The organism is Pandoraea sp. 64-18, assembly GCF_001899225.1.
GTDB lineage: Bacteria > Pseudomonadota > Gammaproteobacteria > Burkholderiales > Burkholderiaceae > Pandoraea > Pandoraea cepalis.
The window spans coordinates 106,705-131,650 of record NZ_MKVU01000005.1; the positions used below are offsets into that span (position 1 = coordinate 106,705).

Annotated in this window: 24 protein-coding genes; 8 read left to right on the forward strand and 16 right to left on the reverse strand. The window is 62.7% G+C overall.

From position 1 onward, the window contains the following. Positions 1 to 231: 231 nt before the first annotated feature. Positions 232 to 1,050, forward strand: coding sequence for a C40 family peptidase (locus tag BGP02_RS02050; protein WP_150563552.1), 819 nt, complete (start codon positions 232 to 234; stop codon positions 1,048 to 1,050). Between the two features lie 372 nt (positions 1,051 to 1,422). On the opposite strand, the gene BGP02_RS02055 is transcribed toward BGP02_RS02050, so the two are convergent. From BGP02_RS02055 to BGP02_RS02090, 8 genes are all read right to left on the reverse strand, one after another. Then, positions 1,423 to 2,433 carry an inorganic phosphate transporter gene (locus BGP02_RS02055; protein ID WP_017232284.1) on the reverse strand — a complete coding sequence of 337 codons (1,011 nt, stop codon included), beginning with the start codon at positions 2,431 to 2,433 and terminating at the stop codon, positions 1,423 to 1,425. A 13-nt stretch (positions 2,434 to 2,446) separates the two neighbouring features. Next, on the reverse strand, positions 2,447 to 3,073 hold the full coding sequence (locus BGP02_RS02060; RefSeq protein ID WP_017232285.1) for a DUF47 domain-containing protein: 627 nt from the start codon (positions 3,071 to 3,073) through the stop codon (positions 2,447 to 2,449). A gap of 114 nt (positions 3,074 to 3,187) precedes the next feature. After that, on the reverse strand, positions 3,188 to 4,555 hold the full coding sequence (locus BGP02_RS02065; protein WP_026131664.1) for a replicative DNA helicase: 1,368 nt from the start codon (positions 4,553 to 4,555) through the stop codon (positions 3,188 to 3,190). Between the two features lie 301 nt (positions 4,556 to 4,856). Then, on the reverse strand, positions 4,857 to 5,309 hold the full coding sequence (gene rplI / locus BGP02_RS02070) for a 50S ribosomal protein L9 (RefSeq protein ID WP_017232287.1): 453 nt from the start codon (positions 5,307 to 5,309) through the stop codon (positions 4,857 to 4,859). Positions 5,310 to 5,336: 27 nt separating this feature from the next. Beyond that, positions 5,337 to 5,618 carry a 30S ribosomal protein S18 gene (gene rpsR / locus BGP02_RS02075; protein WP_017232288.1) on the reverse strand — a complete coding sequence of 94 codons (282 nt, stop codon included), beginning with the start codon at positions 5,616 to 5,618 and terminating at the stop codon, positions 5,337 to 5,339. A 2-nt stretch (positions 5,619 to 5,620) separates the two neighbouring features. Beyond that, positions 5,621 to 5,923 carry a primosomal replication protein N gene (gene priB, locus BGP02_RS02080; protein WP_017232289.1) on the reverse strand — a complete coding sequence of 101 codons (303 nt, stop codon included), beginning with the start codon at positions 5,921 to 5,923 and terminating at the stop codon, positions 5,621 to 5,623. A gap of 46 nt (positions 5,924 to 5,969) precedes the next feature. Next, on the reverse strand, positions 5,970 to 6,347 hold the full coding sequence (gene rpsF, locus BGP02_RS02085; RefSeq protein ID WP_017232290.1) for a 30S ribosomal protein S6: 378 nt from the start codon (positions 6,345 to 6,347) through the stop codon (positions 5,970 to 5,972). Between the two features lie 118 nt (positions 6,348 to 6,465). Continuing rightward, entirely contained in the window at positions 6,466 to 7,377 is a 912-nt protein-coding gene (locus BGP02_RS02090; protein ID WP_017232291.1) for a LysR family transcriptional regulator, read from the reverse strand. Between the two features lie 121 nt (positions 7,378 to 7,498). On the opposite strand from BGP02_RS02090, the gene gcl reads away from it, so the two are divergent. From gcl to glxR, 3 genes are all read left to right on the forward strand, one after another. Beyond that, positions 7,499 to 9,265, forward strand: coding sequence for a glyoxylate carboligase (gene gcl, locus BGP02_RS02095; protein WP_017232292.1), 1,767 nt, complete (start codon positions 7,499 to 7,501; stop codon positions 9,263 to 9,265). Positions 9,266 to 9,421: 156 nt separating this feature from the next. After that, on the forward strand, positions 9,422 to 10,213 hold the full coding sequence (hyi, locus tag BGP02_RS02100) for a hydroxypyruvate isomerase (RefSeq protein ID WP_017232293.1): 792 nt from the start codon (positions 9,422 to 9,424) through the stop codon (positions 10,211 to 10,213). A gap of 218 nt (positions 10,214 to 10,431) precedes the next feature. Beyond that, complete coding sequence (gene glxR / locus BGP02_RS02105; RefSeq protein WP_255349092.1) at positions 10,432 to 11,334, forward strand: 2-hydroxy-3-oxopropionate reductase; 903 nt, start codon at positions 10,432 to 10,434, stop codon at positions 11,332 to 11,334. Between the two features lie 126 nt (positions 11,335 to 11,460). Here glxR and BGP02_RS02110 read toward each other — a convergent pair whose 3' ends face one another. From BGP02_RS02110 to BGP02_RS02135, 6 genes are all read right to left on the reverse strand, one after another. After that, positions 11,461 to 12,501, reverse strand: a complete 1,041-nt coding sequence (locus BGP02_RS02110; protein ID WP_017232295.1) for an asparaginase — start codon at positions 12,499 to 12,501, stop codon at positions 11,461 to 11,463. A gap of 186 nt (positions 12,502 to 12,687) precedes the next feature. Beyond that, on the reverse strand, positions 12,688 to 13,626 hold the full coding sequence (locus tag BGP02_RS02115; protein WP_017232296.1) for a CysB family HTH-type transcriptional regulator: 939 nt from the start codon (positions 13,624 to 13,626) through the stop codon (positions 12,688 to 12,690). A 255-nt stretch (positions 13,627 to 13,881) separates the two neighbouring features. Further along, on the reverse strand, positions 13,882 to 14,970 hold the full coding sequence (locus tag BGP02_RS02120; RefSeq protein ID WP_286797543.1) for a sulfate/molybdate ABC transporter ATP-binding protein: 1,089 nt from the start codon (positions 14,968 to 14,970) through the stop codon (positions 13,882 to 13,884). A 27-nt stretch (positions 14,971 to 14,997) separates the two neighbouring features. Next, entirely contained in the window at positions 14,998 to 15,903 is a 906-nt protein-coding gene (gene cysW, locus BGP02_RS02125) for a sulfate ABC transporter permease subunit CysW (RefSeq protein ID WP_261938706.1), read from the reverse strand. A gap of 20 nt (positions 15,904 to 15,923) precedes the next feature. After that, positions 15,924 to 16,724, reverse strand: a complete 801-nt coding sequence (gene cysT, locus BGP02_RS02130; protein WP_502688460.1) for a sulfate ABC transporter permease subunit CysT — start codon at positions 16,722 to 16,724, stop codon at positions 15,924 to 15,926. Positions 16,725 to 16,821: 97 nt separating this feature from the next. After that, positions 16,822 to 17,853, reverse strand: a complete 1,032-nt coding sequence (locus BGP02_RS02135; RefSeq protein WP_268567640.1) for a sulfate ABC transporter substrate-binding protein — start codon at positions 17,851 to 17,853, stop codon at positions 16,822 to 16,824. 257 nt (positions 17,854 to 18,110) lie between these two features. Between BGP02_RS02135 and lexA the strand changes: the two genes are divergently transcribed. Together lexA and BGP02_RS02145 are read left to right on the forward strand one after the other, a co-directional pair. Continuing rightward, entirely contained in the window at positions 18,111 to 18,764 is a 654-nt protein-coding gene (gene lexA / locus BGP02_RS02140; protein WP_017232301.1) for a transcriptional repressor LexA, read from the forward strand. A gap of 174 nt (positions 18,765 to 18,938) precedes the next feature. Next, positions 18,939 to 19,349 carry a hypothetical protein gene (locus tag BGP02_RS02145; protein ID WP_017232302.1) on the forward strand — a complete coding sequence of 137 codons (411 nt, stop codon included), beginning with the start codon at positions 18,939 to 18,941 and terminating at the stop codon, positions 19,347 to 19,349. Between the two features lie 38 nt (positions 19,350 to 19,387). Here the strand turns inward: BGP02_RS02145 and BGP02_RS02150 are convergent, their stop codons facing one another. Together BGP02_RS02150 and typA are read right to left on the reverse strand one after the other, a co-directional pair. Next, positions 19,388 to 20,500, reverse strand: coding sequence for an enoyl-CoA hydratase/isomerase family protein (locus tag BGP02_RS02150; RefSeq protein ID WP_017232303.1), 1,113 nt, complete (start codon positions 20,498 to 20,500; stop codon positions 19,388 to 19,390). A gap of 136 nt (positions 20,501 to 20,636) precedes the next feature. Next, complete coding sequence (typA, locus tag BGP02_RS02155) at positions 20,637 to 22,457, reverse strand: translational GTPase TypA (RefSeq protein WP_017232304.1); 1,821 nt, start codon at positions 22,455 to 22,457, stop codon at positions 20,637 to 20,639. A gap of 294 nt (positions 22,458 to 22,751) precedes the next feature. Between typA and BGP02_RS02160 the strand changes: the two genes are divergently transcribed. Both BGP02_RS02160 and BGP02_RS02165 read left to right on the forward strand, forming a co-directional pair. After that, entirely contained in the window at positions 22,752 to 23,261 is a 510-nt protein-coding gene (locus BGP02_RS02160) for a MarR family winged helix-turn-helix transcriptional regulator (protein ID WP_261938710.1), read from the forward strand. Between the two features lie 117 nt (positions 23,262 to 23,378). Then, positions 23,379 to 24,896 (forward strand): efflux transporter outer membrane subunit, encoded by a 1,518-nt coding sequence (locus BGP02_RS02165; RefSeq protein ID WP_017232306.1) that lies wholly within the window; start codon positions 23,379 to 23,381, stop codon positions 24,894 to 24,896. Positions 24,897 to 24,946: the final 50 nt, after the last annotated feature.

Below are 24,946 nucleotides of genomic sequence, written 5' to 3' on the forward strand. Positions count from 1 at the left end.
CGTCTGCCGACCGCGGACGGCGAGCCTCTTCGCTCTACGCGCTTCGCTCCATGCTCAACACGACGGCGCCTTCGGGCGCCGTTTTTTTTGACCGCCGGCGTCGCCAAGGCGGAGCGCACCGACGACAGCGTCATCCGGGAATCCGCTGATTTGTGACGTCGATGCCACAGAACGCCCGTCTTTCGGCGCTTTTACGGTGCATCGACCCGATAAGCGTCGTAAACTCGGCGCATGCGACTGTTCTCTCGCCTCCTCGCTCGCGACGTGACGCATCCGGCTATCCCGCCGAACGCGTGGGGCCGTTGCGTGGGCACGCTGGCGCTGACGTTGCTGGTCGCGGCTTGTTCGTCGGGCCCATCAATCCGACAAGGCGGCAGTGCGAACTATGGCAACCGAACGATGGGGCCGGAGCGCAGCGCGGGTCAGGAGGAGATTACGCTCGAAGCGATGAGCCTCGTTGGCATTCCTTACCGCTACGGCGGCAACACCCCGGATTCCGGTTTCGATTGCAGCGGCCTCGTGCGCTATGTCGTGGCGCGCGCCGCCGGCGTGAACCTGCCCCGCACGACGGCCGACATGAGTGGTGTGGGCACACCGTTGGCGCGCGACGACCTCGCCTCGGGCGATCTTATCTTCTTCAACACGACGGGACGCGCCCACTCGCACGTAGGCATCTACGTGGGTCAGGGGCAGTTCGTACACGCGCCGAACACCGGCGGCACAGTGCGCCTGGAGAGTCTCTTCATTCCATATTGGGCACGCCGGATCGATGGTGTTCGACGCGTCGCAGCGAACAAGGCACCCGCAGGTAATACGACTTACGTGAATCGGTCGGCGCCGGCCTCGCTCGCTCAGTCGCCCGCCGCGGCAACGCCACCGAGCGAGCCTGTGAACCCATCGAATACCGCACCGAACCACCCGCTTACCGGGGCGACTCCGTCTCCGATGGTAGCGCCGCAGGTCTTGGTGCCGAGTCGCACAGCCAACCTTGCCGCCCCAGCCCCGCAGGACGACGATCCCATCGCTCGCTTCGCCAACAGCTCGATGTAATCACTTCCGGCAGACGAGCATCGGTTGAGCGTGAATTGAAGGATCAGCGCAGGTGGGCAAGCAGCGTCGCCGCGCCGCCGACATTGATCGCGACGCCCACCAGTGTGGTGACCGGACGGCGATGCAAGCAACGATGGATCAATGCAGTCATGTTAGCCTCCCACGGGAATCGATTAAACACTATGACGGAATAGTAATTGATCGCTATTGGCTATAGAAATTGATTCTCTCGATGGCCTCGATGCGGCCTGCCAATGGCGCCATGCCGCCCGCGGGGGGCTAAAGCAGGACACAAAAAAAGCGGCCGAAGCCGCTTTTTTTGTTGCCCTGGCGGGTCACACCGTCATGAGACGGCAGCCCGCCGAACCGACATCACAGAATCTGCTTGCCGACCCACCACGCGATCGCGGCGATGAACGCCGAGGCCGGGATCGTCAGCACCCATGCCCAGACGATGTTGCCTGCCACCCCCCAGCGCACCGCAGAGAGCTTGCGCGTGGCGCCAACGCCCACGATGGCGCCGGTGATGGTGTGCGTGGTCGAGACCGGCACGCCGAGCCACGACGCGAAGAACAGCGTAAACGCCCCGCCGGTTTCGGCACAGAAGCCACCGACCGGCTTGAGCTTGGTGATCTTCTGCCCCATCGTGCGCACGATGCGCCAGCCACCGAACATGGTGCCCAGACCGATCGCCAGATAGCAGCCCACGATCACCCACAGCGGCGGTTCCGCAGCCTCCTGCGGCCACATGCCCGCGGCGATCAGCAACATCCAGATGATACCGATGGTCTTCTGGGCATCGTTACCGCCGTGTCCCAGGCTGTACATACCGGCCGAAATCAGCTGCAGGCGGCGGAACCAGCGGTCGACGCGCGCGGGTGGCGTTCGGAAGAACAACCAGGACACCAGCAGCATGAAGAACGAACCGAGCACGAAACCGAGCAGCGGCGAGATGAAAATGAACGCGACCGTTTGCAGCAGTCCACTCGTGACAAGCGAACCCGTGCCGGCCTTGGCCACCGCAGCGCCGACCAATCCACCGATCAGCGCGTGCGACGAACTCGACGGAATGCCGTAGTACCAAGTAATCACGTTCCACGCGATCGCCCCGACGAGGGCGCCGAAGATCACGTAGTGATCCACGATTTCGGGATGAACCGTCCCCTTGCCCACCGTCGCCGCGACTTTCAGATGAAAGACGAACAGCGCGATCACGTTGAACATGGCGGCAAAAGCCACCGCCTGATGCGGCTTGAGCACGCCCGTCGAGACCACCGTGGCGATCGAGTTGGCGGCGTCGTGGAAGCCATTCATGAAGTCGAACAGGAGCGCAAGTGCGACCAACAGTCCGATCAGCCAAAGGCTGATGTGCAGCGTTGCCATCGAAAGTCTCCGCTCAGGCGTTTTCCAGCACAATGCCTTCGATGATGTTGGCAACGTCCTCGCACTTATCGGTCACCGATTCGAGCAATTCGGACACGGCCTTTTGCTTGATCAGCTCCTTCACGTCGGATTCTTCGCGAAACAGCTTCGAGAGCGACGCACGCAACAGGCGGTCGGCGTCCGATTCGAGCCCGTCGATTTCCTCGCAGAGCTTCAGGATCTCGCGCGCGCGATCCATGTCATTGAGCAGCGCCACGGTGCTTTGCACCCGTTCGCAACACTTCACACAAATCTCACCCAGCGTGCGCGCCTCGGACGGCACGCTCTTGACGTCGTACATCCACACGGCTGTCGCCACGTCCTCCATCAGATCCAGGATGTCGTCCATCGTGCTGATCAACTTGTGGATTTCATCGCGATCGAACGGCGTGATGAACGTCTTGTGCATCAGGTCGATGGTCTCGTGCGTGATGCGATCCGCTTTCTTCTCGTTGTTCTGCACGGCAACGGTGCGTGCCTCGGCATTGGGCAGATCGTTGAGCATGGCAGACAGCTCGCGGCTGCCGGCAACCATACACGCCGCGTGCTGGTTGAACAGCTCAAAGAACTTGCCCTCGGTGGGCATGAAGCGACCGAACATTATTGGAAAACTCCGGATATTAATAGGGGACGGGTCGACACAAAAACGTCACATTCTACCTCGTTGCGGGCGCGCGTTACCGCACGCCCTTACGAATGGGCGGAAATCAATGCGTCAATATTGGGGACCGGCCAGATTGTCGAACTTGGTATACGCACCGATGAACGCCAGACGCACCTGACCGATAGGACCATTACGCTGTTTTGCGATGATGATCTCGGCAGTGCCCTTGTCGGGCGTATCGGGGTTGTACACTTCGTCGCGATAGATGAACAGGATGATGTCGGCATCCTGTTCGATAGCACCCGATTCACGCAAGTCCGACATGACCGGACGCTTGTTCGGGCGTTGTTCAAGACTGCGGTTGAGCTGTGAGAGCGCGATCACCGGCACGTTCAGCTCCTTGGCGAGCCCCTTGAGCGAACGCGAAATCTCGGAGATTTCGGTCGCGCGGTTCTCGCCGTTGCCCGAACCGCTCATGAGCTGGAGGTAATCGATGATGATCAGCCCCAGCTTGCCGCATTGACGTGCCAGACGCCGTGCGCGCGCGCGCAACTCCATCGGATTGAGCGCAGGCGTCTCGTCGACGAAAAGCTGCGTCTCGTTCATCTTCTGCATGGCGTGCGTGAGCTTCGGCCAGTCTTCGTCGACCAGCTTGCCGGTGCGAAGACGATGCTGATCGAGACGCCCCACCGACCCCAGCATACGCATGGCCAGCTGCGTGCCCGGCATTTCCATCGAGAACACGGCGACCGGCAGCCCCTCTTCCACGGCGATATGCTCGCCGATGTTCATCGAGAAGGTTGTCTTACCCATCGAAGGACGGCCCGCCACGATGATCAGATCGCCGCCGTTGAAACCCGACGTCATGCGATCCAGGTCGACGAAGCCCGTCGGAATACCGGTGATGTCGCTCCCGCCTTCGCGGTGGTACAACTCGTCGATGCGCTCGACCACCTGCGTGAGCAGCGGCTGCAGTTCAAGGAAGCCGTTCGTGCTGCGCGAGCCTTCTTCCGCGATGGCAAACACCTTCGCTTCCGCCTCGTCGAGCATCTGACGCACTTCCCTGCCCTGCGGATTGAAAGCATCTGACGCAATTTCGTCGGCGACTGTCACGAGCTTGCGCAACACCGCACGGTCGCGCACGATTTCCGCGTAACGACGAATGTTCGCGGCACTCGGCGTATTCTGCGCCAGGGCGTTCAGGTAGGCGAGCCCGCCCACGTCCTCGGCTTTGCCGGCCGAGGTGAGCGATTCGAAAACGGTGATCACGTCGGCAGGACGGTCGCTGGCGATCAACCGACCGATGTGCTGATAGATCAGCCGGTGGTCATAGCGGTAGAAGTCCGATTCAGCCAGAAAGTCGCCGATTCGATCCCACGCCCCGTTGTCGAGCAGCAGCCCACCGAGCACGGATTGCTCCGCCTCGATAGAGTGCGGCGGCACTTTGAGGGAATCGAGTTGGGGATCGGGAGCGTTCATGCCGGGCATTATACCGCCCCCGCGCTCACGATCCGATCCGGCGAAATCGCGCTTGCGCGGCGATTTTTCCGAACGTGTTTTGTTCAGCAGTTTCCCGGGAGGCAACATAAGGCAGCGCTATCGAACGTGAGGAACGTGGAAGGGAGTGCGCAACCGGGACGCGGTCGGCATAGACCTGCGCATGCGCGGCCATCGGAAAGCCCGGCAACCGACACCACAGAGGGGACAGACATAAAAAAACGGAAGCCGGCGGACCGACTTCCGTTTTTTGTTCGCGTCGGGAAGCTGACGCGGATACGGCTTACGCGTGCTCGCCCAGCACCGACACGTTCACGTCGACGACGACGTCCGTGTGCAGCGACACTTGGACCGGGAAGTCACCCACGGTCTTGAGCGGGCCATTCGGCAGGCGCACTTGCATCTTTTCAACCTTGAAACCTTGGGTGCCCAGGGCTTCGGCGATATCGAAGTTGGTGACCGAACCGAACAGACGACCGTCAACGCCGGCCTTCTGCGAGATTTGCACGGTCAGGCCCGACAGCTTTTCGCCTTCGGCTTGTGCGGCAGCCAGCTTCTCGGTGGCAGCCTTTTCCAGGTCGGCACGGCGAACTTCGAACTCGGCGATCGCGTCCTTGGTGGCGCGACGCGCCTTCTTGGTCGGGATCAGGAAGTTACGTGCGAAACCATCCTTGACCTTCACGATGTCGCCCAGGTTACCCAGGTTGACGACTTTTTCCAGCAGAATCACTTGCATTATCTATTCTCCTTCGTCGACTGGCGATTAAGCACCGTGCAGATCGGTGTACGGCATCAGCGCGAGGAAACGCGCGCGCTTGATAGCCGTGTCGAGCTGGCGCTGGTAGTGCGCCTTGGTGCCCGTCAGGCGAGCCGGGGTGATCTTGCCGTTGTCGCCGATGAAGTCCTTCAGCGTCTCGATATCCTTGTAATCGATCTGGTCAACACCAGCGACGGTGAAGCGGCAGAACTTCTTGCGCTTGAACAGCGGGTTTTGCTGTTGGCGGCGGCGATCAAACTTCTTGTTTTTACCGTTAGGACGCGGCATGTTCAACAATCCTTTTCAAATACTTGCAATGCTGTGATGTGAAACACCAGGGTGCGGCTATTGCGATGCTTCTTGGCCAGAAACCCTGCCCACTGGGCCGGTTTCTCCAGTCCCAACGCCATGACTTTGGCACTGAGGGGACCGATCGCAACGGCTGGCATCGAGAACTCGACTTGCCGGGCCACGCCCGACTCTTCGACGGTTCCCGCATAGGCCAGCGTGACCTCGATCACGGGAAGCCCGGCTGGGGTATAGCGCAGCGTGCCGATTTCGACGATGCTGGCTTCAAGCCGTAAGCGATTCACGCGGTCGACGTTTCCGTGGATTCCCTGATGCGTTCCGGTGCGCTAATTACGATGCGGCAGCTTCGGTCGCGGGCGTCGCGGCAGCCTTCTTGGCTTCTTCGCGGGCCACTTCCTTCATCATCGGCGACGGTGCGGTCTCGGCCTTCTTCATGCGAACCACGAGGTGGCGCAGCACGGCGTCGTTGAACTTGAATGCGTGTTCCAGCTCGTCCAGGGTTTCCTGGTCGCATTCGATGTTCATGCAGACGTAGTGAGCCTTGGCCAGCTTCTCGATCATGTACGCCAGTTGACGACGGCCCCAGTCTTCGATGCGATGGATCTGACCGGCCTTGGCCGTCACCATGCTCTTGTAGCGCTCGATCATCGCAGGCACTTGCTCGCTCTGATCGGGGTGAACGATAAATACGATTTCATAATGACGCATATATAAGCTCCTTATGGACAAAGCCGCCCGGGCGTCAAAACCAGTGCAGCAAGGTTGCAGAACCCGCGATTCTAGCGGATTTCACGTCGATCATCAACTGCCGTCTCATCAGGACCGGTCAAGTGTTTTCCAGCCAATAGTTCGGACGGGCATAGATTTGCCGCAGTTGCTCGATGAACAGGCGCACCCGCGCGGGCTGGAAGCGCTGTTGGGGGTACACGGCGAGGATGTCGTAGTCAGGTAACGCGTACTCGTCGAGCACGGTCTCCAGTTCGCCGGAGAGCAGTTCGCGCTGGATTTCCCACGTCGAGCGCCAGCCCAGCCCGATGCCCTCCAGTGACCAGCGGTGCAGCAACTCGCCGTCGTTGCAGTCCAGACTGCCCGCCACGCGAATCGTCACGAGCTTGCCCTGGCGCTTGAAGTACCAACCGCGCTGCTGGCCGCCTTGCAGGTTGAACGCGAGGCAGTTGTGCCTGGCCAGGTCTTCGAGCGTCTTCGGACGACCGTAGCGGGCGAAATATGCCGGGGTGCCGCACACCACGCGCCGGTTCTGGGCGAGTTTGACAGCCACGAAATTCGGATCGACCGAGCCGCCGATGCGAATGCCCATGTCGTACCCCTCGCGCACGAGGTCGACCACGCGGTCGGTCAGGTTGAACGAAATCTGCACCTCGGGGTGCAGGCGCAGGAACGCCGGCGCATGCGGCGCGACGTGCTTGCGCCCGAACGCCGCCGGCGCCGACACGATCAGGTGCCCCGAAACGGCATGACGCCCCGCGCTGATTTCGTTCTCGGCCATCTCCCAGTCGCCGAGCAACTGTTTGCACCGCTCTAGGAACGCGCCGCCCTCTTCCGACAACGCAAGCCGTCGTGTCGAGCGGTACATCAGCTTGATGCCCAGACGCTTTTCGAGCGCGTCGATGCGCCTTCCGAGGATCACCGGCGAGACCCCTTCCTTTAAGGCCGCGGCGGCCAGACTGCCCGCTTCGGCCACCTGCACGAAGGTTTCGATCTGTTTGAATCGGTCCATGCCCCCTCCATTCGATACTTTTTGTTCTTAAAAAAACGATCTTTTGTGATCTTATCAAACAAATCGTACCGGCTTAAAGTGGCTTCCAACACATTGACTCATTACCCATTGGAGACGTCACATGGCCAAGATGACCGCCGTAGAGGCCGCAATTCGAGTGCTCGAGAAAGAAGGTGTCACCACCGCATTCGGTGTGCCCGGTGCTGCCATCAACCCGTTCTATTCGGCAATGCGCAAGGCCGGCAGCGTGGAGCACGTGCTCGCACGCCACGTCGAGGGCGCGTCCCACATGGCCGAAGGTTACACCCGCGCCGAAGCCGGCAATATCGGCCTGTGCATCGGCACCTCGGGGCCTGCGGGCACCGACATGATTACCGGCCTGTACTCCGCCTGGGCCGATTCGATTCCCATCCTCTGCATCACGGGTCAGGCGCCGCGCGCCCGTCTGTACAAGGAAGATTTCCAGGCTGTCGACATCGAGACGATCGCCAAGCCGGTCACCAAGTGGGCCGTGACGGTGCGCGAGCCCGCGCTCGTGCCGCGCGTGTTCCAGCAGGCATTCCACCTGATGCGCTCGGGCCGTCCGGGTCCGGTGCTCATCGATCTGCCGTTCGACGTGCAGGTTGCCGAGATCGAATTCGATCCGGACACCTACGAACCGCTGCCGGTGTACAAGCCCGCGGCCACGCGCGCCCAGATCGAGAAGGCCATTCAGATGCTGGTCGCATCGGAGCGCCCGCTTATCGTCTCGGGCGGTGGTGTGATCAATGCCGACGCCGCCGACCTGCTCGTCGAGTTCGCCGAGACCGTGAACGTGCCGGTCGTGCCCACGCTCATGGGCTGGGGCACCATTGCCGACGACCATCCGCTCATGGCCGGCATGGTCGGACTGCAGACCTCGCATCGCTTCGGCAATGCGACGATGCTCGCGTCGGACTTCGTGATGGGCATCGGCAACCGCTGGGCCAATCGCCACACGGGCAGCGTCGACGTGTTCACCAAGGGCCGCAAGTTCGTGCACGTCGACATCGAGCCGACGCAAATCGGCCGCGTGTTCGGTCCGGACTACGGCATCGTCTCCGACGCCAAGGCCGCGCTCACGCTGTTCGTGGAAGTTGCCAAGGAACTGAAGGCCGCCGGCCGTCTGCCGGATCGTGCGCAATGGGTGGCCGATTGCCAGAAGCGCAAGCGCACCATGCTGCGCCGCACGGACTTCGATCAGGTGCCGATCAAGCCGCAGCGCGTGTATCAGGAAATGAACGCATTCTTCGGTCGCGATGTGCGCTATGTCTCGACCATCGGTCTGTCGCAGATCGCCGCCGCGCAGTTCCTGCACGTGAACAAGCCACGCCACTGGATCAACTGCGGCCAGGCAGGCCCGCTGGGCTGGACGGTGCCGGCCGCCATCGGGGCGAAGGTTGCCTCGCCGTCGTCGGACGTGGTGGCGATCTCGGGCGACTATGACTTCCAGTTCATGATCGAAGAACTGGCCGTGGCCGCGCAGTTCAAGGTGCCGTACATCCACGTGGTCGTGAACAACTCGTACCTGGGCCTGATCCGTCAGGCGCAGCGCAACTTCGACATGGACTACTGCGTGCAGCTCGCGTTCGAGAACGTGAACTCGCCGGAAGTCAACGGTTACGGCGTCGATCACGTGAAGGTGGCCGAAGGCCTCGGCGTGAAGGCGATCCGTGTGTTCCAGCCGAACGACATCCAGCCGGCGTTCGCCCAGGCCCGCAAGCTGATGGCCGAGTTCTCCGTGCCGGTGATCGTGGAAGTGATTCTCGAGCGTGTGACCAACATTGCGATGGGCACCGAGATCAACAACGTCAACGAGTTCGAAGACATCATCGACGTGGTGGAAGAAGACAACGCAGTGTCGGCGTAAGTCAACGCTGTAAAACGGTTTGCGGGGCGCGTGCGTCCCCTGCGCTCTCGGCTAGACCCCTTGAACGAAAAAAGCAGGCGCCCCGCAACCTTGCAACACCCTGGCATCGAAATCGTCGAAACCACCCCCTAAAAGAGAGAAAGAGGAGTCAGCGCAATGCCGAAATTTGCCGCCAATCTGACCATGCTGTTCAACGAGGTGCCGTTCCTCGACCGCTTCAAGGCGGCCGCCGCAGCGGGCTTTCGCGGCGTGGAGTTCCTGTTCCCGTACGCGTTTCATCGCGACCAGATCGCTGACAAGCTGAACCAGTACCAGCTCGATCTCGTGCTGCACAACCTGCCCGCCGGCAACTGGGATGCGGGCGAGCGCGGCATCGCGATCTTCCCCGAGCGCGTGGCCGAATTCCGCGACGGCGTGGGCGAAGCCATCACCTACGCCAAGGCGCTGGGTGTGAAGCAACTGAACTGCCTCGTGGGCAAGCAAGGCGCGGACCTGTCGACGCAAGTCGCGCAAGACACGCTCGTGGGTAACCTGCGCTTCGCCGCCGATGCCCTCAAGGCCGAAGGCATCCGACTGCTGGTCGAGCCGATCAACACGTACGACATTCCCGGCTTCTTCGTGAACCGCACGAAGCAGGCGTTGGAGATCTTCGACGCCGTGGGTTCGGACAACCTGTTCCTGCAGTACGACATCTATCACATGCAGCGCATGGAAGGCGAACTCGCCAAGACCATCGAGACGAATCTGGCGCGCATCGCTCACGTGCAACTGGCGGACAACCCGGGCCGCAACGAGCCGGGCACGGGCGAGATCAACTACGCCTACCTGTTCGCGTTCCTCGACCGCATTGGCTACCAAGGATGGATCGGTTGCGAGTACAAACCGGCCACCACCACGACCGAGGGCCTCGGCTGGTTCAAGGCAGCGGGGCTGCGCGAAGCGGCGTAATTCCTACGCGCCCCCATACCCACCGCGCGACACCTCCCCCGGTGGCACGCGGAAGAAACGAAGGCGTATCCGCCCGAGGCGGTGCGCCGGCTGACCGGGTTTCGACGAGGAAGGGCCCCGCCGGCCGCATGCAGGGGGCATGCGGCCGGAGCACGGGGGCGCCGCGATAAGGCGTCACCGCCCCGCTCGTCTGAGCGTCAGCGACACCACATCACACTTTGGCAACAAGGAGTTACGAAATGGCACAACTCGGTTTCATTGGTCTGGGCATCATGGGCGCGCCGATGGCGAAGCATCTGCAAAATGCCGGTCACAAGCTGTTCCTGTATGAGCGCCGCACGCCCCCGCAAGACCTGATCGACGGTCAGGCCACGGTTTGCACGTCGGCCAAGGAAGTCGCCAAACGCGCCGACATCGTCTTCGTGATGGTGCCGGATACCCCTGATGTGGGTGCCGTCCTGTTCGGTCAGGACGGTCTGGCCGAAGGCCTGTCGGCAGGCAAGATCGTCGTGGACATGAGCTCCATCTCGCCGATCGAAACGAAGGAATACGCCAAGAAGGTCAAGGCGCTGGGCTGCGAATACCTCGACGCCCCGGTCTCGGGCGGTGAAGTCGGCGCAAAAGGCGCCACGCTGTCGATCATGGTCGGCGGCTCGCAAGCGGCGTTCGACGATGTGAAGCCGTTCTTCGAACTGATGGGCAAGAACATCACGCTCGTGGGCGAGAGCGGTGCCGGCCAGACCTGCAAGGTCGCCAACCAGATCGTGGTCGCGCTGACGATCGAAGCCGTAGGTGAGGCTTTGCTGTTCGCGTCGAAGGCCGGTGCCGATCCCGCGAAGGTGCGTGAGGCGCTGATGGGCGGCTTCGCATCGTCGCGCATTCTCGAAGTGCACGGCGAGCGCATGGTCAAGCGCAACTTCGAACCGGGCTTCCGCATTGCCCTGCACCAGAAGGATCTGAATCTGGCGCTGCAGAGCGCCAAGGCCCTCGGCGTGTCGCTGCCGAACACGGCCACGTGCCAGGAGCTGTTCAACGCGTGTGCCGCAAACGGCGGCGCCGCGTGGGATCACTCGGGCATGGTGCGCGCGCTGGAAATGCTGGCTAACCATACCGTGGCGTAAAGCATTGACCGCGTAGGGAGCGTCAGGCCATCAGGGAGATGCGGTGGATGACGACGGGCGCCGGGCCGCAAGGTTCGGCGCCTTTTCGTTGAGGGTCGCTTTTTTATGCGCTGGCGCTTGGCTGGTTCAATACTCGTCAAACAAGCTCTGCATGCGCTCGCGCGGCACGCCCGCCTGCAACGCGAGCATCAGCAAGACACGCGCCTTGAACGGATGCAGGTTGCCTGCGCTCACGAAGCCATACTGATCGTCGGGTGCCGCGCCGTTGTGCATGACATGTCCGCTGCCCACCCGCGCGGCGCGCACGACCGTCACACCGCGCTGCACCGCTTCGGCCAGCGCCTGTTGCAGCAATGAATGCAGCGAGCCGTTGCCCGTGCCCGCCACCACGATGCCCTGCACGCCGGCTTCCACCAGGGCGTCGACGGCGATCCGCGACACCCCCGCATAACTCGAGACCACCTCGACAGCCGGCAACTCGCCCGACAGCCCGACGAACTCGCTTTCGACGGTGTGGTACTGCAACGCCGCACGTTGATACGCCACGCGCTCGTCCTGCACCCAGCCAAGCACGCCGATCTCCGGCGAGTGAAACGCATCGACCTTGTAGGTACTCGTCTTGATGACGTCGCGCGCGCAATGAATCTGGTTGTTGATGGCGACCATCACGCCGCGCCCGGCCGAAATCGGGTCGGTGGCCACGCGCACGGCGTTGAGCAGGTTGAGCGGGCCGTCAGCCGAGAGCGCCGTCGCGGGCCGCATCGCCGCGGTCAGCACCACCGGCTTGCGACTGTTGACCGTCAGATGCAGGTAGTACGCCGTTTCTTCGAGCGTATCGGTGCCATGGGTAATCACCGCACCGGCCACATCGGGCTGCGAGAGCAACGCATTCACGCGCGCGGCCAGCTTCTGCCAAAGCGCCACGCTCATGTCCTTGCTATCGATCTGCGCGACCTGCTCCGCGTGGATATGCGCAACGCTGCCCAGCGCCGGAACCGCCGCGAGCAAGTCCTGGACACCGAGCGCCCCGGCTTGATAAGCGGCGGTACGCGTGGCGTCGGACGCGCTGCCCGCGATCGTGCCACCCGTGGCGAGCAACGCAATGCGCGGCAGATCGCCCGATGACACCGTGTAGTGGGGAATCGGGTTGAATGAGGTCGAAGTCATGGCAGTAATTGTATCCAATACTGCCCGGCTTCCCAATCGCTGAAAATATGGAACCCGCCGCGTTGAACGGGATCGCGGCCGGGTCACGGCCGACGGGCAGCGGCGCGCCCGACAACGCGGGACGACATCAGGCAACGCCCGGCGCCGCTTGAGCAGGCCGCCCATGCGGCCCGGCGCGACGACGCATCAGGCCGCAAATTCAAGCGCTTCGCGCAGTTGCGTCGAGATGTCCTGCTCCTTGAGCGCCGGGGCGAGCATTTCGATGAAGCGGTAAGCATACGAGCGCAGAAACGCCCCGCGGCGAACGCCGATGCGCGTCGTGCTCGGCTCGAACGCGTTGTCGAGTTCCAGCACCACCAGATCCTGGTCCTTGCGCGGATCGACAGCCATCGCCGCCACGATCCCCACCCCCAATCCCAGCTCGACGTATGTCTTGATCACGTCCGTATCGAGCGCGGTGAGCACGATGTCCGGCACCAGACCCTGGTCCGAGAACGCCTTGTCCACGTGCGAGCGCCCCGTGAAGTCGCCGTCATAGGTGATGATTGGATAGTCGGCGATCTCCGCCAGCGTGACGCCCGCTCGCCCGACGAGCGGATGATCCTTCGGCACGACGGCGACGTGATGCCACGAGTAGCACGGGAACGTGACGATATCGGGAAAGCGATCGAGCGCCTCGGTCGTGATGCCGATGTCGGCCTCGCCGTCGATCACCATCTGTGCAATCTGACGCGGGCTGCCCTGCCTCAACGCCAGTTGCACCTTTGGGAACACGCTCGTGAATTGCTTGATGACCTGCGGCAGCGCATAGCGCGCCTGCGTGTGGGTCGTCGCCAGCACGAGATGGCCGCTGTCCTGATCCGCGAACTGACGCGCCACACGGCGCAAGTTCTCGGCGTCGAGCAACATGCGCTCGATCAGTTGCAGCACGGCCTTGCCTGGCTCGGTCAGCCCCGTGAGCCGCTTGCCGCGACGCACGAAAACATCCACGCCCAGTTCGTCTTCGAGATCCTTGATCTGCTTGCTCACGCCCGACTGCGACGTGTACAGCGCACTGGCGGCTTCCGTCAGGTTGAGATTCTGCCGAACGGCTTCGCGCACGTAGCGCAATTGCTGAAAATTCATGAGGGGACTCCACCCTGTGGCTTGCCGGTTCATGACGTCTTGTTCATGACGTCTTGTTCGTAAGGTCCTGTACGTGACGTCGTGTTTGCTACGTCGTGTTTGCTACGTCGTGTTTGCTACGTCGTATTTGCTACGTCGTATTTGCTAGGCCTTGTTCGCTACGTCTTGTCCGGTCGTTGGTTAGATCGTCTGTCAGGTCGTTAGGCGTGGCGCCCCCAGGTCGCGTGGACTAGCGCCGTCGTTTTGTCGTGCGGCTCACGCCGGCGCGGCAAACACCCGCAACTGACGCGGCACCGCCCGCATCGGCGCACCACTTTGCGCGCCGAGCGCCTGCCAGCCAGCGCGAGTCAGTTCCGCTTCCCACACCGCCCCTCCCGGCGCGGCAAGTTCCACGCGCACGGTGCCGCCCAGCGGAATGGCGCGGCGCACGGCCACGTCGATCCCCGGCCCACCGTCGTGCGCCGGCAGCAGCGCAAGATCGTGCGGACGCACATACGCCATCACGCGACCGTCCGGCGGCGCAGCGGGCAAATCGTCCTTGTGCACCGTCACGCGAAACGCGCCGGCACCGGCACCGACATCGGCAATGAAGTCGTGCGTGCGCAACTCGCCCGGCAGCCGGTTCACGGCGCCGAGAAACTCATAGACGAACGGGCTGTGCGGCGTGTCGTACACGTCCTGTGGCGCGCCGATCTGTTCGACGCTGCCGCGATTCATCAGCACTATACGGTCGGCCACTTCGAGCGCCTCTTCCTGGTCGTGCGTGACGAAGATCGTGGTGATGTGCAGCTCGTCGTGCAGACGGCGAAGCCAGCTACGCAATTCCTTGCGCACCTTGGCATCAAGCGCCCCGAACGGTTCGTCGAGCAGCAGCACCTTCGGCTCGACGGCCAGTGCACGCGCCAACGCAATGCGCTGACGCTGACCGCCCGAGAGTTCCGCCGGATAGTGATCGGCCAGCCAGTCGAGCTGCACCAGGCCAAGCAGTTCATGCACCTTGGCGCGGATCTGCGCGTCCGTGAGCCGCTCGCGGCGCGACTTCACGCGCAGCCCGAACGCCACATTCTCGAACACGGTCATGTGACGGAAGAGCGCATAGTGCTGAAACACGAAGCCGACCTGACGCTCGCGCGTGCCGACCGTCGCCACGTCCTCGCCGTTGAGCACGACGCGACCGGCGTCGGCGAACTCCAGGCCCGCGACGATACGCAGCAGTGTGGTCTTGCCGCAGCCGGACGGCCCCAGCAGCGCGACCAGTTCGCCTGTCGGGAATTCCAGCGTGACATCATCGAGCGCCGCAAAATCGCCGAAGCGTTTTGACACCCGTTGTACCTGAATGCTCATGGTCTTGCTCCTCGAATCAATATCGGCTCAGGCCGGCACGACGTCTTCGCGACGCGCTGCCTTGTCCTGCGCCAGCTTGCGCTCAGCCCACAGCTTCAGCGCCAGCGTGGCGAGCGCGAGCATCGCGAGAATCGACGCCGCCGCGAACGCGCCCACCGTGTGGTAGTCGTTGTATTCAATTTCCACGTGCAGCGGCAGCGTGTTCGTCTCGCCGCGAATATGGCCGGAGACGACCGACACGGCACCGAACTCACCCATCGCCCGGGCATTGCAAAGGATCACGCCATACAGCAGGCCCCATTTGATTTTCGGCAGCGTCACGCGCGTGAATATCTGCCACCCGCTGGCCCCCAGCACGCGCGCCGCCTCCTCCTCTTCGCTGCCCTGCGCCTGCATGAGCGGGATCAATTCGCGCGCGACGAATGGGAACGTGACGAACACCGTCGCGAGTATCAGTCCAGGCAGCGCGAACACGACCTTCAGGTTGTGCGCGTCGAGAAAGTCCCACAGCGGCCCCTGACGACCGAAGATCAGCAGGAACGTGATGCCCGCGATCACCGGCGAGACCGAGAACGGCAAGTCGATGAGCGTCGTCAACACGCTCTTGCCCTTGAAGTCGAAACGCGCAATCGCCCACGACGCCGCCACACCGAACACCAGGTTCAGCGGCACGGCAATGACGGCGACCAGCAGCGTGAGACGAAGCGCTGACAGCGCGTCGTCGTTCGTCAACCCGTCCCAATACGCGGGGAAGCCTTTGCCCAGCGCGGTGACGAAGACCGACGCGAGCGGCAAGAGCAGAAACAAAGCGAAGAACAACAGCGCCACGGCAATGAGTGCGCCCTTGACGAACGCCGGCTCGTCGGTCGGATTGACCTGGCGGGCCTGGATCGGTTGCAGCAAGGCGCGCGACAGCGCAAGTGAATCGGACATGAGCGAGACGTTCTCTTGAATCAAGCGCCACTGGCGCGTCGGCCCGCATGGCGGCGTTGCAGCCACCATTGCAGGGCATTGATCAGCAGCAGCAACACGAACGAGATCACCAGCATCACCACAGCCAGTGCCGCGGCGCCCGCATAGTCGTACTGCTCGAGCTTGGTGACGATCAGCAGTGACGTGATTTCCGAGACCATCGGAATGTTGCCGGCAATGAAGATGACCGAGCCGTACTCCCCCACCGCGCGCGCAAACGCCAGCGCAAAACCGGTCAGTAGCGCAGGCAGCACCGCGGGGAGAATGACGTGACGCAGTGTCTGCCAACGTGTTGCGCCCAGACACGCGGCGGCCTCTTCCTGTTCGCGTTCAAATTCCTCGAGCACCGGCTGGAGCGTGCGCACAACGAACGGCAATCCGATAAATGTCAGCGCCACGAAGATGCCCAACGGCGTAAACGCGATCTTGAGATCGAGCAGCGCGAACCAGCGTCCGATCCAGCCGTTCGGCGCGTAGATCGAGGCCAGCACGATCCCCGCGACCGACGTCGGCAAGGCAAATGGCAGGTCGATCAGCGCATCGACGAAACGCTTGCCGGGGAATGAGTAGCGCACGAGCACCCACGCCAGCACGACACCGAACACGGCGTTGAGCATGGCCGCCGCGAGCGACAGGCCGAACGTGAGGCGGTATGAGGCCAACACGCGCGGCGAACTCACGGCGGCGATAAAGCTCGCCCAATCGAGCGAGCTGGCCTTGATGAAAACCATCAGCAGCGGCACCAACACCACGAGGCTCAGATAGCCGACCGTGTAGCCCATCGTCAGGCCAAATCCTGGCAAAGCACTCGGCTTGCGCCAGAGCGGAAACAGTACGGTACTCACGCTTGCATCCCTTTGTCTTCTCGGGCCCTGGGGGTCACTTCTTCGTGTAGATCTGGTCGAAGATGCCACCGTCGGCAAAATGCTTGGCCTGCGTTTTCGTCCACCCGCCCAGATCGGCGTCGACCGTGTAGAGCTTGAGCTTCGGATACTGCGAGGCATACTTCCTGGCGATGTCCGGCGAGCGTGGACGATAGAAGTGCTTCGCGGCGATCTCCTGCCCTTGCGGCGAATACAGCCATTGCAGATAGGCTTCAGCGGCTTTGCGAGTTCCGTGCCTGTCGACGTTCTTGTCGACCACGGCGACCGGCGGCTCCGTGAGAATCGACGACGACGGCACGACGATGTCGAACTTGTCCGGACCGAGATCCTTCACCGAGAGCAGCGCCTCGTTTTCCCAGGCGATCAGCACGTCGCCGATGCCGCGCTCGACGAAGGTCGTGGTGGCGCCTCGCGCGCCGGAATCGAGTACCCCCACGTTGCGGTAGAGCGCCGCGACAAAGGCCTGGGCGGTCTGCTCGTTGCCGCCTGGCTGCTTTAGCGCGTAAAGCCATGCAGCGAGGTAATTCCAGCGGGCGCCGGCCGACGTCTTCGGGTTCGGCGTGACCACGCTGATGCCCGGCCTGGTGAGGTCGTTCCAGTCCTTGATGTGTTTGGGGTTGCCCTTGCGCACGAGCAACACGATGGTCGACGTGTATGGCGTGGCGTTATCGGGCAGACGCTTCTGCCAATCTTTGTTCACGAGTCCGGCCTGCGCCAGTTCGTCGATGTCGGCGGAGATGCCGAGCGTCACGACGTCGGCCGGTGCGCCGTCGAGTACCGTACGGGCCTGCTTGCCCGAGCCGCCATGCGAGGCCTTGAGCGTCACCGTGTCGCCCGTGGTCTGCCTGTAGTGCGCCTCGAATGCCTTGTTGTAGTCGGCATATAGCTCACGCGTCGGGTCATACGACACGTTGAGCAGGGAAAAACTCGCGGCGCGCGCCTGAAGCGACAGCCCGGCAGTCAGTGCCAGCCCTCCCAGTGCGATCGCCAGCGCCCTGGCTTTTCCCCCCCGTATCACTTGACCCATGACTTGCGCTCCCTCGTGTTCTTTCGTGTGTAGGAGGCCAGTCTATGGGGACAGCTAAATACTTAAAAATAATATTTATACGATTGTTTATATCAAATCATGGATTAGCCCGCTCATACCGACGCCGGTTTGATCCCGCGGGGGTCCCACGACGCGGGCGTGGGACAGACACATCCTGCAGGCGACGAAGTTTTCCCTTGCGTTTTTACAAACACTGTACAAAAATACAGCCACCTGTGCTTCCATACAGTGATGCCATGATCAAACTTACTGCTCGTCAACAGCAGGTCTACGAACTGGTCCGACAAGCGATCGAGCGCACCGGCTTTCCGCCGACGCGCGCCGAGATCGCCGCCGAACTCGGCTTCTCTTCCGCCAACGCCGCGGAGGAGCACCTGCGGGCGCTGGCGCGCAAAGGGGTGATCGAACTGGCCGCAGGCCAATCGCGCGGCATCCGCCTCAAGCGGCTCGACGAAGCGGGCGGCATGCATCAGTTCACCTTGCCGCATATGGGCCTGATGCAACTGTCGCTGCCGCTCGTCGGGCGCGTTGCCGCAGGTAGCCCGATCCTGGCGCAGGAACATATCGAACGCAACTTTCAGTGCGACCCGAACATGTTCGCGCGCCAGCCCGATTACCTGTTGAAGGTGCGCGGTATGTCCATGCGAGACGCGGGCATTCTCGACGGCGATCTGTTGGCGGTACAGAAAGCCGCCGACGCGCGAGAGGGCCAGATTGTCGTGGCACGCATTGGCGACGATGTGACCGTCAAACGTTTTCACCGTGTGCCCGGCGGCGTCGAGTTGATCGCCGAAAACCCCGACTTCGAGAACATCGATGTCAATGAAGGCAGCGGTGACTTTGCGCTGGAAGGGATTGCGGTCGGCCTGATCCGCAACAACGACCTCTAGACGCAGACCTGGGTACTGCGCCGCGTCTCGATCACGCAGCAGCCCACTCACTGAAGTTTCGCATTTCCGACTGCGCCGGGCTGGGTCCGGCGCCCGTGCCCTGCTGCGCCCGCGATTTGTGAAGGTCGTGGCAGGACGCGCCCCTCAGACCCACATTGGAGGAAGGATCGCATCATGGCTCGACTCTTTGGTTTGCTGCGTACGTCTTTTGGTCAACCGCGCGTCCGCGTGCCGTCGCAGGCGCGTCTGTCTGCGGTGTACGGGCTGTCGGCCCTGTCCGGCCCGTTTGCCGCCGCCCCGGCCATCGCACGCTCGTACACCGTGCCTGCGCGCTCGCGCTCCACGGCCCTGCCCCGTACACTCGCCGCTGCCATGGCGTCGGCCTCGCGTCGCGCGTGCCCGACCGGAAAAGCGGTCAAGGCGTCGCGCAGCGTGCGAGACGTTCAGCAACGCGACACGCAAGGTGGGCACGAGGTGCGCGTGTATCGCGACATGTCGCACATCGTGATGGTCGGCAGCATCGCCGACATCTGCCGCAAACTCGATCTGGCCGTTGGCGATCAGTTCTGTCAGGCTGCGGTATAAGCCCTCGGGCCACCGCGACCCTCCATGGCGCGACGGACTTATCGCCCGAGTTCGCGCAGTGGATGGTCCGCGCCATGCCGATCGCCATCGAAGAATCGCGCGATGTCGGCGGGCGTGACCGCTTCGATGCTGCCGTGCTGCCAGCGCGGCGCATGATCCTTGTCGACGACCATTGCGCGAATGCCTTCAACACCCTCCGCCCCGGTACGGCCGTCGAGATTGAAGACACAGCGCATCATCAGCCACTCGTCGCGCAACTCGTCCGCGAGTGACAGCTTGCGTGCGCGGCGCACCTGTTCCAGCGTGACGCAAACCATCAGCGGCGAGCGCTTGGCACGCAACAGATCTTCCGTCTCTTGCGCCCAGCCGGAGAACTCGCAGCGGGCTTCCCGCTTGAGCGACGCCAGGATGGCCGGCAGATCCGGCAGGCCGAAGTGATGGTCGATCACGTCGCGCAGCGGCGCAAGCTTGCCCGGGGCCAGTCCGGCAGGCGGCACGCTTTGCCGGGCGAACGCGCGCGCCGCGTCGAGTACCGCATCACTGTCCGGCCAATCGCCGCTCGCCAGCCGTTCACAGAGCACCGGTAATTCGGTACGCGGCACCACGGCGTCGGCCAGACCGATTTCGCATGCGTCAACGGCACCGAACACCACGCCCGTCGTGCCAAGGTACTCGCCAAGATGACCGGCAAGATTCGCGAGAAAGTGCCCGCCGCCCACATCGGGAAACAGTCCGATGGCCGTCTCGGGCATTGCCATGCGCGTGGCTTCCGTGACCAGGCGCAACGCCGCCCCCTGCGAGACGCCCATGCCGCCGCCCATCACCACGCCGTCCATCAGCGCGATATAGGGCTTCGGGTAGGTGGCGATCGTGTAGTTCAGCGTGTACTCGTCCGTGAAGAAATCCATGATGTCGGTGCGCCTCGCGCTCACCGCCTCGTGGAAATAGCGAATGTCGCCGCCCGCGCACAAACCCTTCTCCCCCTCGCCCCGCAGGACGACGGCGAGCACGCGCGGATCGTCGCGCCATGCATCGAGGGTCGAGGCCATCGCACGAATCATGTCGTGCGAGAGCGCATTGAGCGCCTTCGGGCGGGTCAGGGTGATAAAGCCGATGCGGCCGCGGATGTCGGTACTCACAAAGTCGGTCATGTCTGGCAATGGCTTCAGTGATGTCAACGAAAGGGATAACAAAAAAGCCGGTGCGAGGCACCGGCTTTCTTTCCAACAGACTGGCATCGGCGCGTAGCAGAAGTTTCTCCGCTACGCCACGACACCCTCGCCGGCTTTACTTCTCTTCACGCGATGCGCGCTTGCGCTCGTGTTCCTTGAGGTAGCGCTTGCGCAGGCGAATCGTCTGCGGCGTGACTTCGACCAGTTCGTCGTCGTCGATGAATTCCACGGCGTACTCGAGGCTCATCGAGATCGGCGGCACCAGGCGCACGGCTTCGTCGGTGCCCGACGCGCGCACGTTCGTGAGCTGCTTCCCCTTGATCGGGTTGACCACGAGGTCGTTGTCACGGCTATGGATACCGATGATCATGCCTTCGTACAGGGCGTCACCCGGCGACACGAACATGCGGCCGCGATCTTGCAGCTTCCACAGCGCGTAGGCCACGGCAGCGCCGTCGTCCTGCGAGATCAGAACGCCATTGCGACGCTCGCCCAGCGTGCCATCCTTGAGCGGTGCGTAAGCATCGAAAATGTGGCTCATCAGGCCCGTGCCGCGGGTCATCGACAGGAAGTCGCCCTGGAAGCCGATCAAGCCACGCGCCGGAATGCGGTATTCAAGACGCGTACGGCCGCGACCGTCCGACACCATGTCCAGCATTTCGCCCTTGCGGCGGCCGATTTCTTCCATGACCGCGCCCTGGTGATCGTCTTCCAGGTCGATGGTCAGCATTTCGTACGGCTCATGCTTCACGCCGTCGATTTCCTTGAGCACCACGCGCGGACGCGACACGGCCAGTTCGTAGCCTTCGCGACGCATGTTCTCGATGAGAATCGTCAGGTGCAGTTCGCCACGGCCGGACACTTCGAAGACGGAATCTTCGGCGGTGTCTTTCACGCGCAGCGCTACGTTGTGATTGAGTTCCTTGTGCAGACGGTCGCGAATTTGACGGCTCGTCACGAACTTGCCTTCACGGCCGGCCAGCGGCGACGTGTTCACGCAGAAGTTCATGGTCAGCGTCGGCTCGTCTACCGTCAGCAGCGGCAAGGCTTCCGGCGTGTCGACGTCGCAAATCGTTGCGCCGATACCCACGTCTTCAATCCCGTTGATCAGCACGATGTCGCCGGCTTCCGCGCCGTCCGACATCACACGCTCCAGACCGCGGAACGTCAGCACCTGATTGATCTTGCGCTTGAGCACTTCGCCTTCCGGACCAAAGCGCATCACCACTTGCTGACCCGGCTTGATGCGACCGCGCGTAATACGGCCAATACCGATACGGCCAACGAACGTCGAGTAGTCGAGCGAGCTGATCTGCAGTTGCAGCGGGGCGTCGACATCGGCTTCGCGGACCGGCACGTGTTCGAGAATCGCGTCGAACAGCGGGCGCATCGTGCCTTCGCGCACATCGGAGTCGAGGCTCGCGAAACCGTTCAGGGCCGACGCGTAGACGACCGGGAAGTCGAGCTGCTCGTCGGTGGCACCCAGCTTGTCCATCAGGTCGAACGTCTGGTTGATCACCCAATCCGGACGCGCGCCCGGACGGTCGATCTTGTTGACCACGACGATCGGCTTCAGACCGAGGCCGAGGGCCTTGCGGGTCACGAAGCGCGTTTGCGGCATCGGGCCTTCGACGGCGTCGACGAGCAACAGCACACTGTCGACCATCGAAAGCACACGCTCCACTTCACCGCCGAAGTCCGCGTGTCCCGGCGTGTCGACGATGTTGATGTGCGTGCCTTCGTATTCGACGGCGCAGTTTTTGGCGAGGATCGTGATGCCGCGCTCTTTTTCAATGTCGTTCGAGTCCATCACGCGTTCAGCAACTTGCTGGTTTTCGCGGAAGGTGCCCGACTGGCGCAGCAGTTGGTCGACGAGCGTGGTTTTGCCGTGGTCGACGTGCGCGATGATGGCGATATTACGGAGAGCGCGGGTCATGAAGAGGTGCTCGAAAAAAGCCTTTGGAGAATCCGCGATTCTACCACTTGCGCGTGTCTTACGTCATGGTCTTTCTGCAATGCAGCAACGGCCCCTGCGCGGGAACGTCGACGGCGTCGCATTCATCGAGATGCCACTCCCCTGCCATACCCCCTCGCCCCCCGCCACACATCCATTTAGAACGTTAGCTCCAATTTTGGTCGAAATATTTGCCTAGTCAACTATTGCATGGCCTTGAAATTTATTAAGTAACCGCTATAATCGTGACAAGTCAACTATTGCAGCAGCACGAAAATGATCGATCCGTCCGCTTCCTCTTCCGATGCCGCGCCGACGTCGCCGCCGGATGCCCCCCAGAGCGATCCTCCGCGCTGCGCCTACGACATCGACAACTCGCTGGGGTATCTTGTCTCCCGCGTGCGCCAGTTGATCCTGGCAGAGCTGACCAACGAAACGTCGCAATACGGCTTGACGAGCACCCAGGCGACCATGCTTTACAAGGTGGCCACGGGCAAGAGCAAGACGGCGGCCGATCTGGCTCGCGACTACTGTATCGACGCGAGTGCGGTGACGCGTCTTCTCGACCGGCTTGAAGCGCAAGGCTTGCTCGTGCGCGAGCGCAGCAAGATGGATCGCCGCACGGTGAACCTGAGTGCGACCGAAGCCGGATACGCCATGGCCGACCGGATGCCGGACATCTTCGTGCGTGCCGCCGATCATCTGATGCGCGGGTTCTCCGTAGAGGAAGTGGGTTTCCTGAAGAGCCTGCTGCGCCGCGTGATCGCCAACGGCGAAACCGGATGACAACGACGGCCCCCAGATTCCCCCAAAAAAGCATGTCGAGTCCACTACTCCTGGTACTCGCCATCACCCGGTTTCCGATTATTGTCGGTGCCTAACGTCACTCGTAAAGGCTTTGCGATGAAAGTGGCCTCACCGTTCCTCCCGCATCTGCGGGCCCGCTCCATCATTTCCGCCGTCTGTCTGGCGGCGATGACACTGGGGTTTGCCGGTTGCGCGAATTTTGCCGGCATCCACAGCGACAAGCAGATCAGTACCCCCGATCAGTATCAGACCCAGCGCAGCCTGCCCGCCGAGGGCGGCCAGTGGCCCGGCACGGATTGGGCACAGCGGTTCGGCGATCCGCAACTCGTCTCGCTGATCGACGAAGCGCTCGCCGGCAACCCCGATCTGGCCATGGCGGTCGCTCGTCTGAAGGGTGCGCAGGCGCAGACCGAAGGCGCCGCGGCCGCGCTGCTTCCGGCAGTCAATGCCTCGGGCAGCATCTATCGCGAGAAATTCACCGAAAACACGATCTACCCGCCGGGCTATGGTGGCACGTGGTTCACGCAGGGCGACTTGACGGCCTCGTTGTCGTGGGAACTCGACCTGTGGGGCAAGAACCGCTCGGCACGGGCACAAGCCACGTCGGCCGAACGCGCCGAAGAAGCCGAAGACCAGGAAGTGCGACTGGCGCTGGCCACCGCCGTGGCGCGTTCGTATAACCAGCTCGCCCAGCAATATGCACAGCATGACGTGCTCGATCGCATCGGCAAGCAACGCCAGCGCCTCGGGCAACTGACGTCAGACCGTGTGCGGGCCGGTCTCGACACGCAAGTCGAGCAGAAGCAGGCCGAGAGCAACACCGCCGACATTCAGACGCAAATCGCCCAACTCGACGGCCAGATCCTGCTCACCCGCCATCAACTTGGCGTGTTGCTCGGCAAGGGGCCGGATCGCGGTCTGGCCATTGCGCGTCCGACGCTCGCGCAACTGGCGACACCCGCCCTGCCCGACAACCTGCCGCTCACGCTGCTCGGCCGTCGCCCCGATATCGTCTCGGCCCGCTGGGGCGTGGAAGCGCAGCTCAAGGGGATCGACGTCGCGAAGGCTCGCTTCTATCCGGACGTGAACCTGAACGCCGCCTTTGGCTTTTCCACCTTCGGACTGGGCAAGCTGATCGATCCGACCAGCCAGAACATCCAGTACGGTCCGGTCATTTCGCTGCCGATCTTCGATGGCGGGCGCCTGCGCGCCAACTTGAAGGGGCAGTACGCGGCCTATGAAAGCGCGGTGGCGAACTACGACTCGACGCTGAACAAGGCGCTCGGCGACATCGCGGATCGAATGTCGTCGATCCGCTCGGCGGACAAGCAAATGGTCTCGCAACGTGTGGCGCAAGACGCCGCGCAACGCGCCTACGACCTGGCCATCGACCGTTACAAGGCCGGTCTCACGCCGCAGTTGACCGTGCTCGCCGCCGAGTCGTCGCTGCTGGCGCAGGAACAGGCGCGCGTGAATATCGAAAGTGCGCGCCGCGACCAGCAGATCGGCTTGATCAAGGCGCTCGGCGGTGGCTTCGACGCCCAGGCGGCGGGTCTCGTCGTGGGGCAGGAACGCCCCGCCAAGGCCGAAGGCGACGCGGTGCAGACGCACTGAGCGGGCGCCGCACATCACACAGAACAGACAAGACAACGTCAAAGCACATT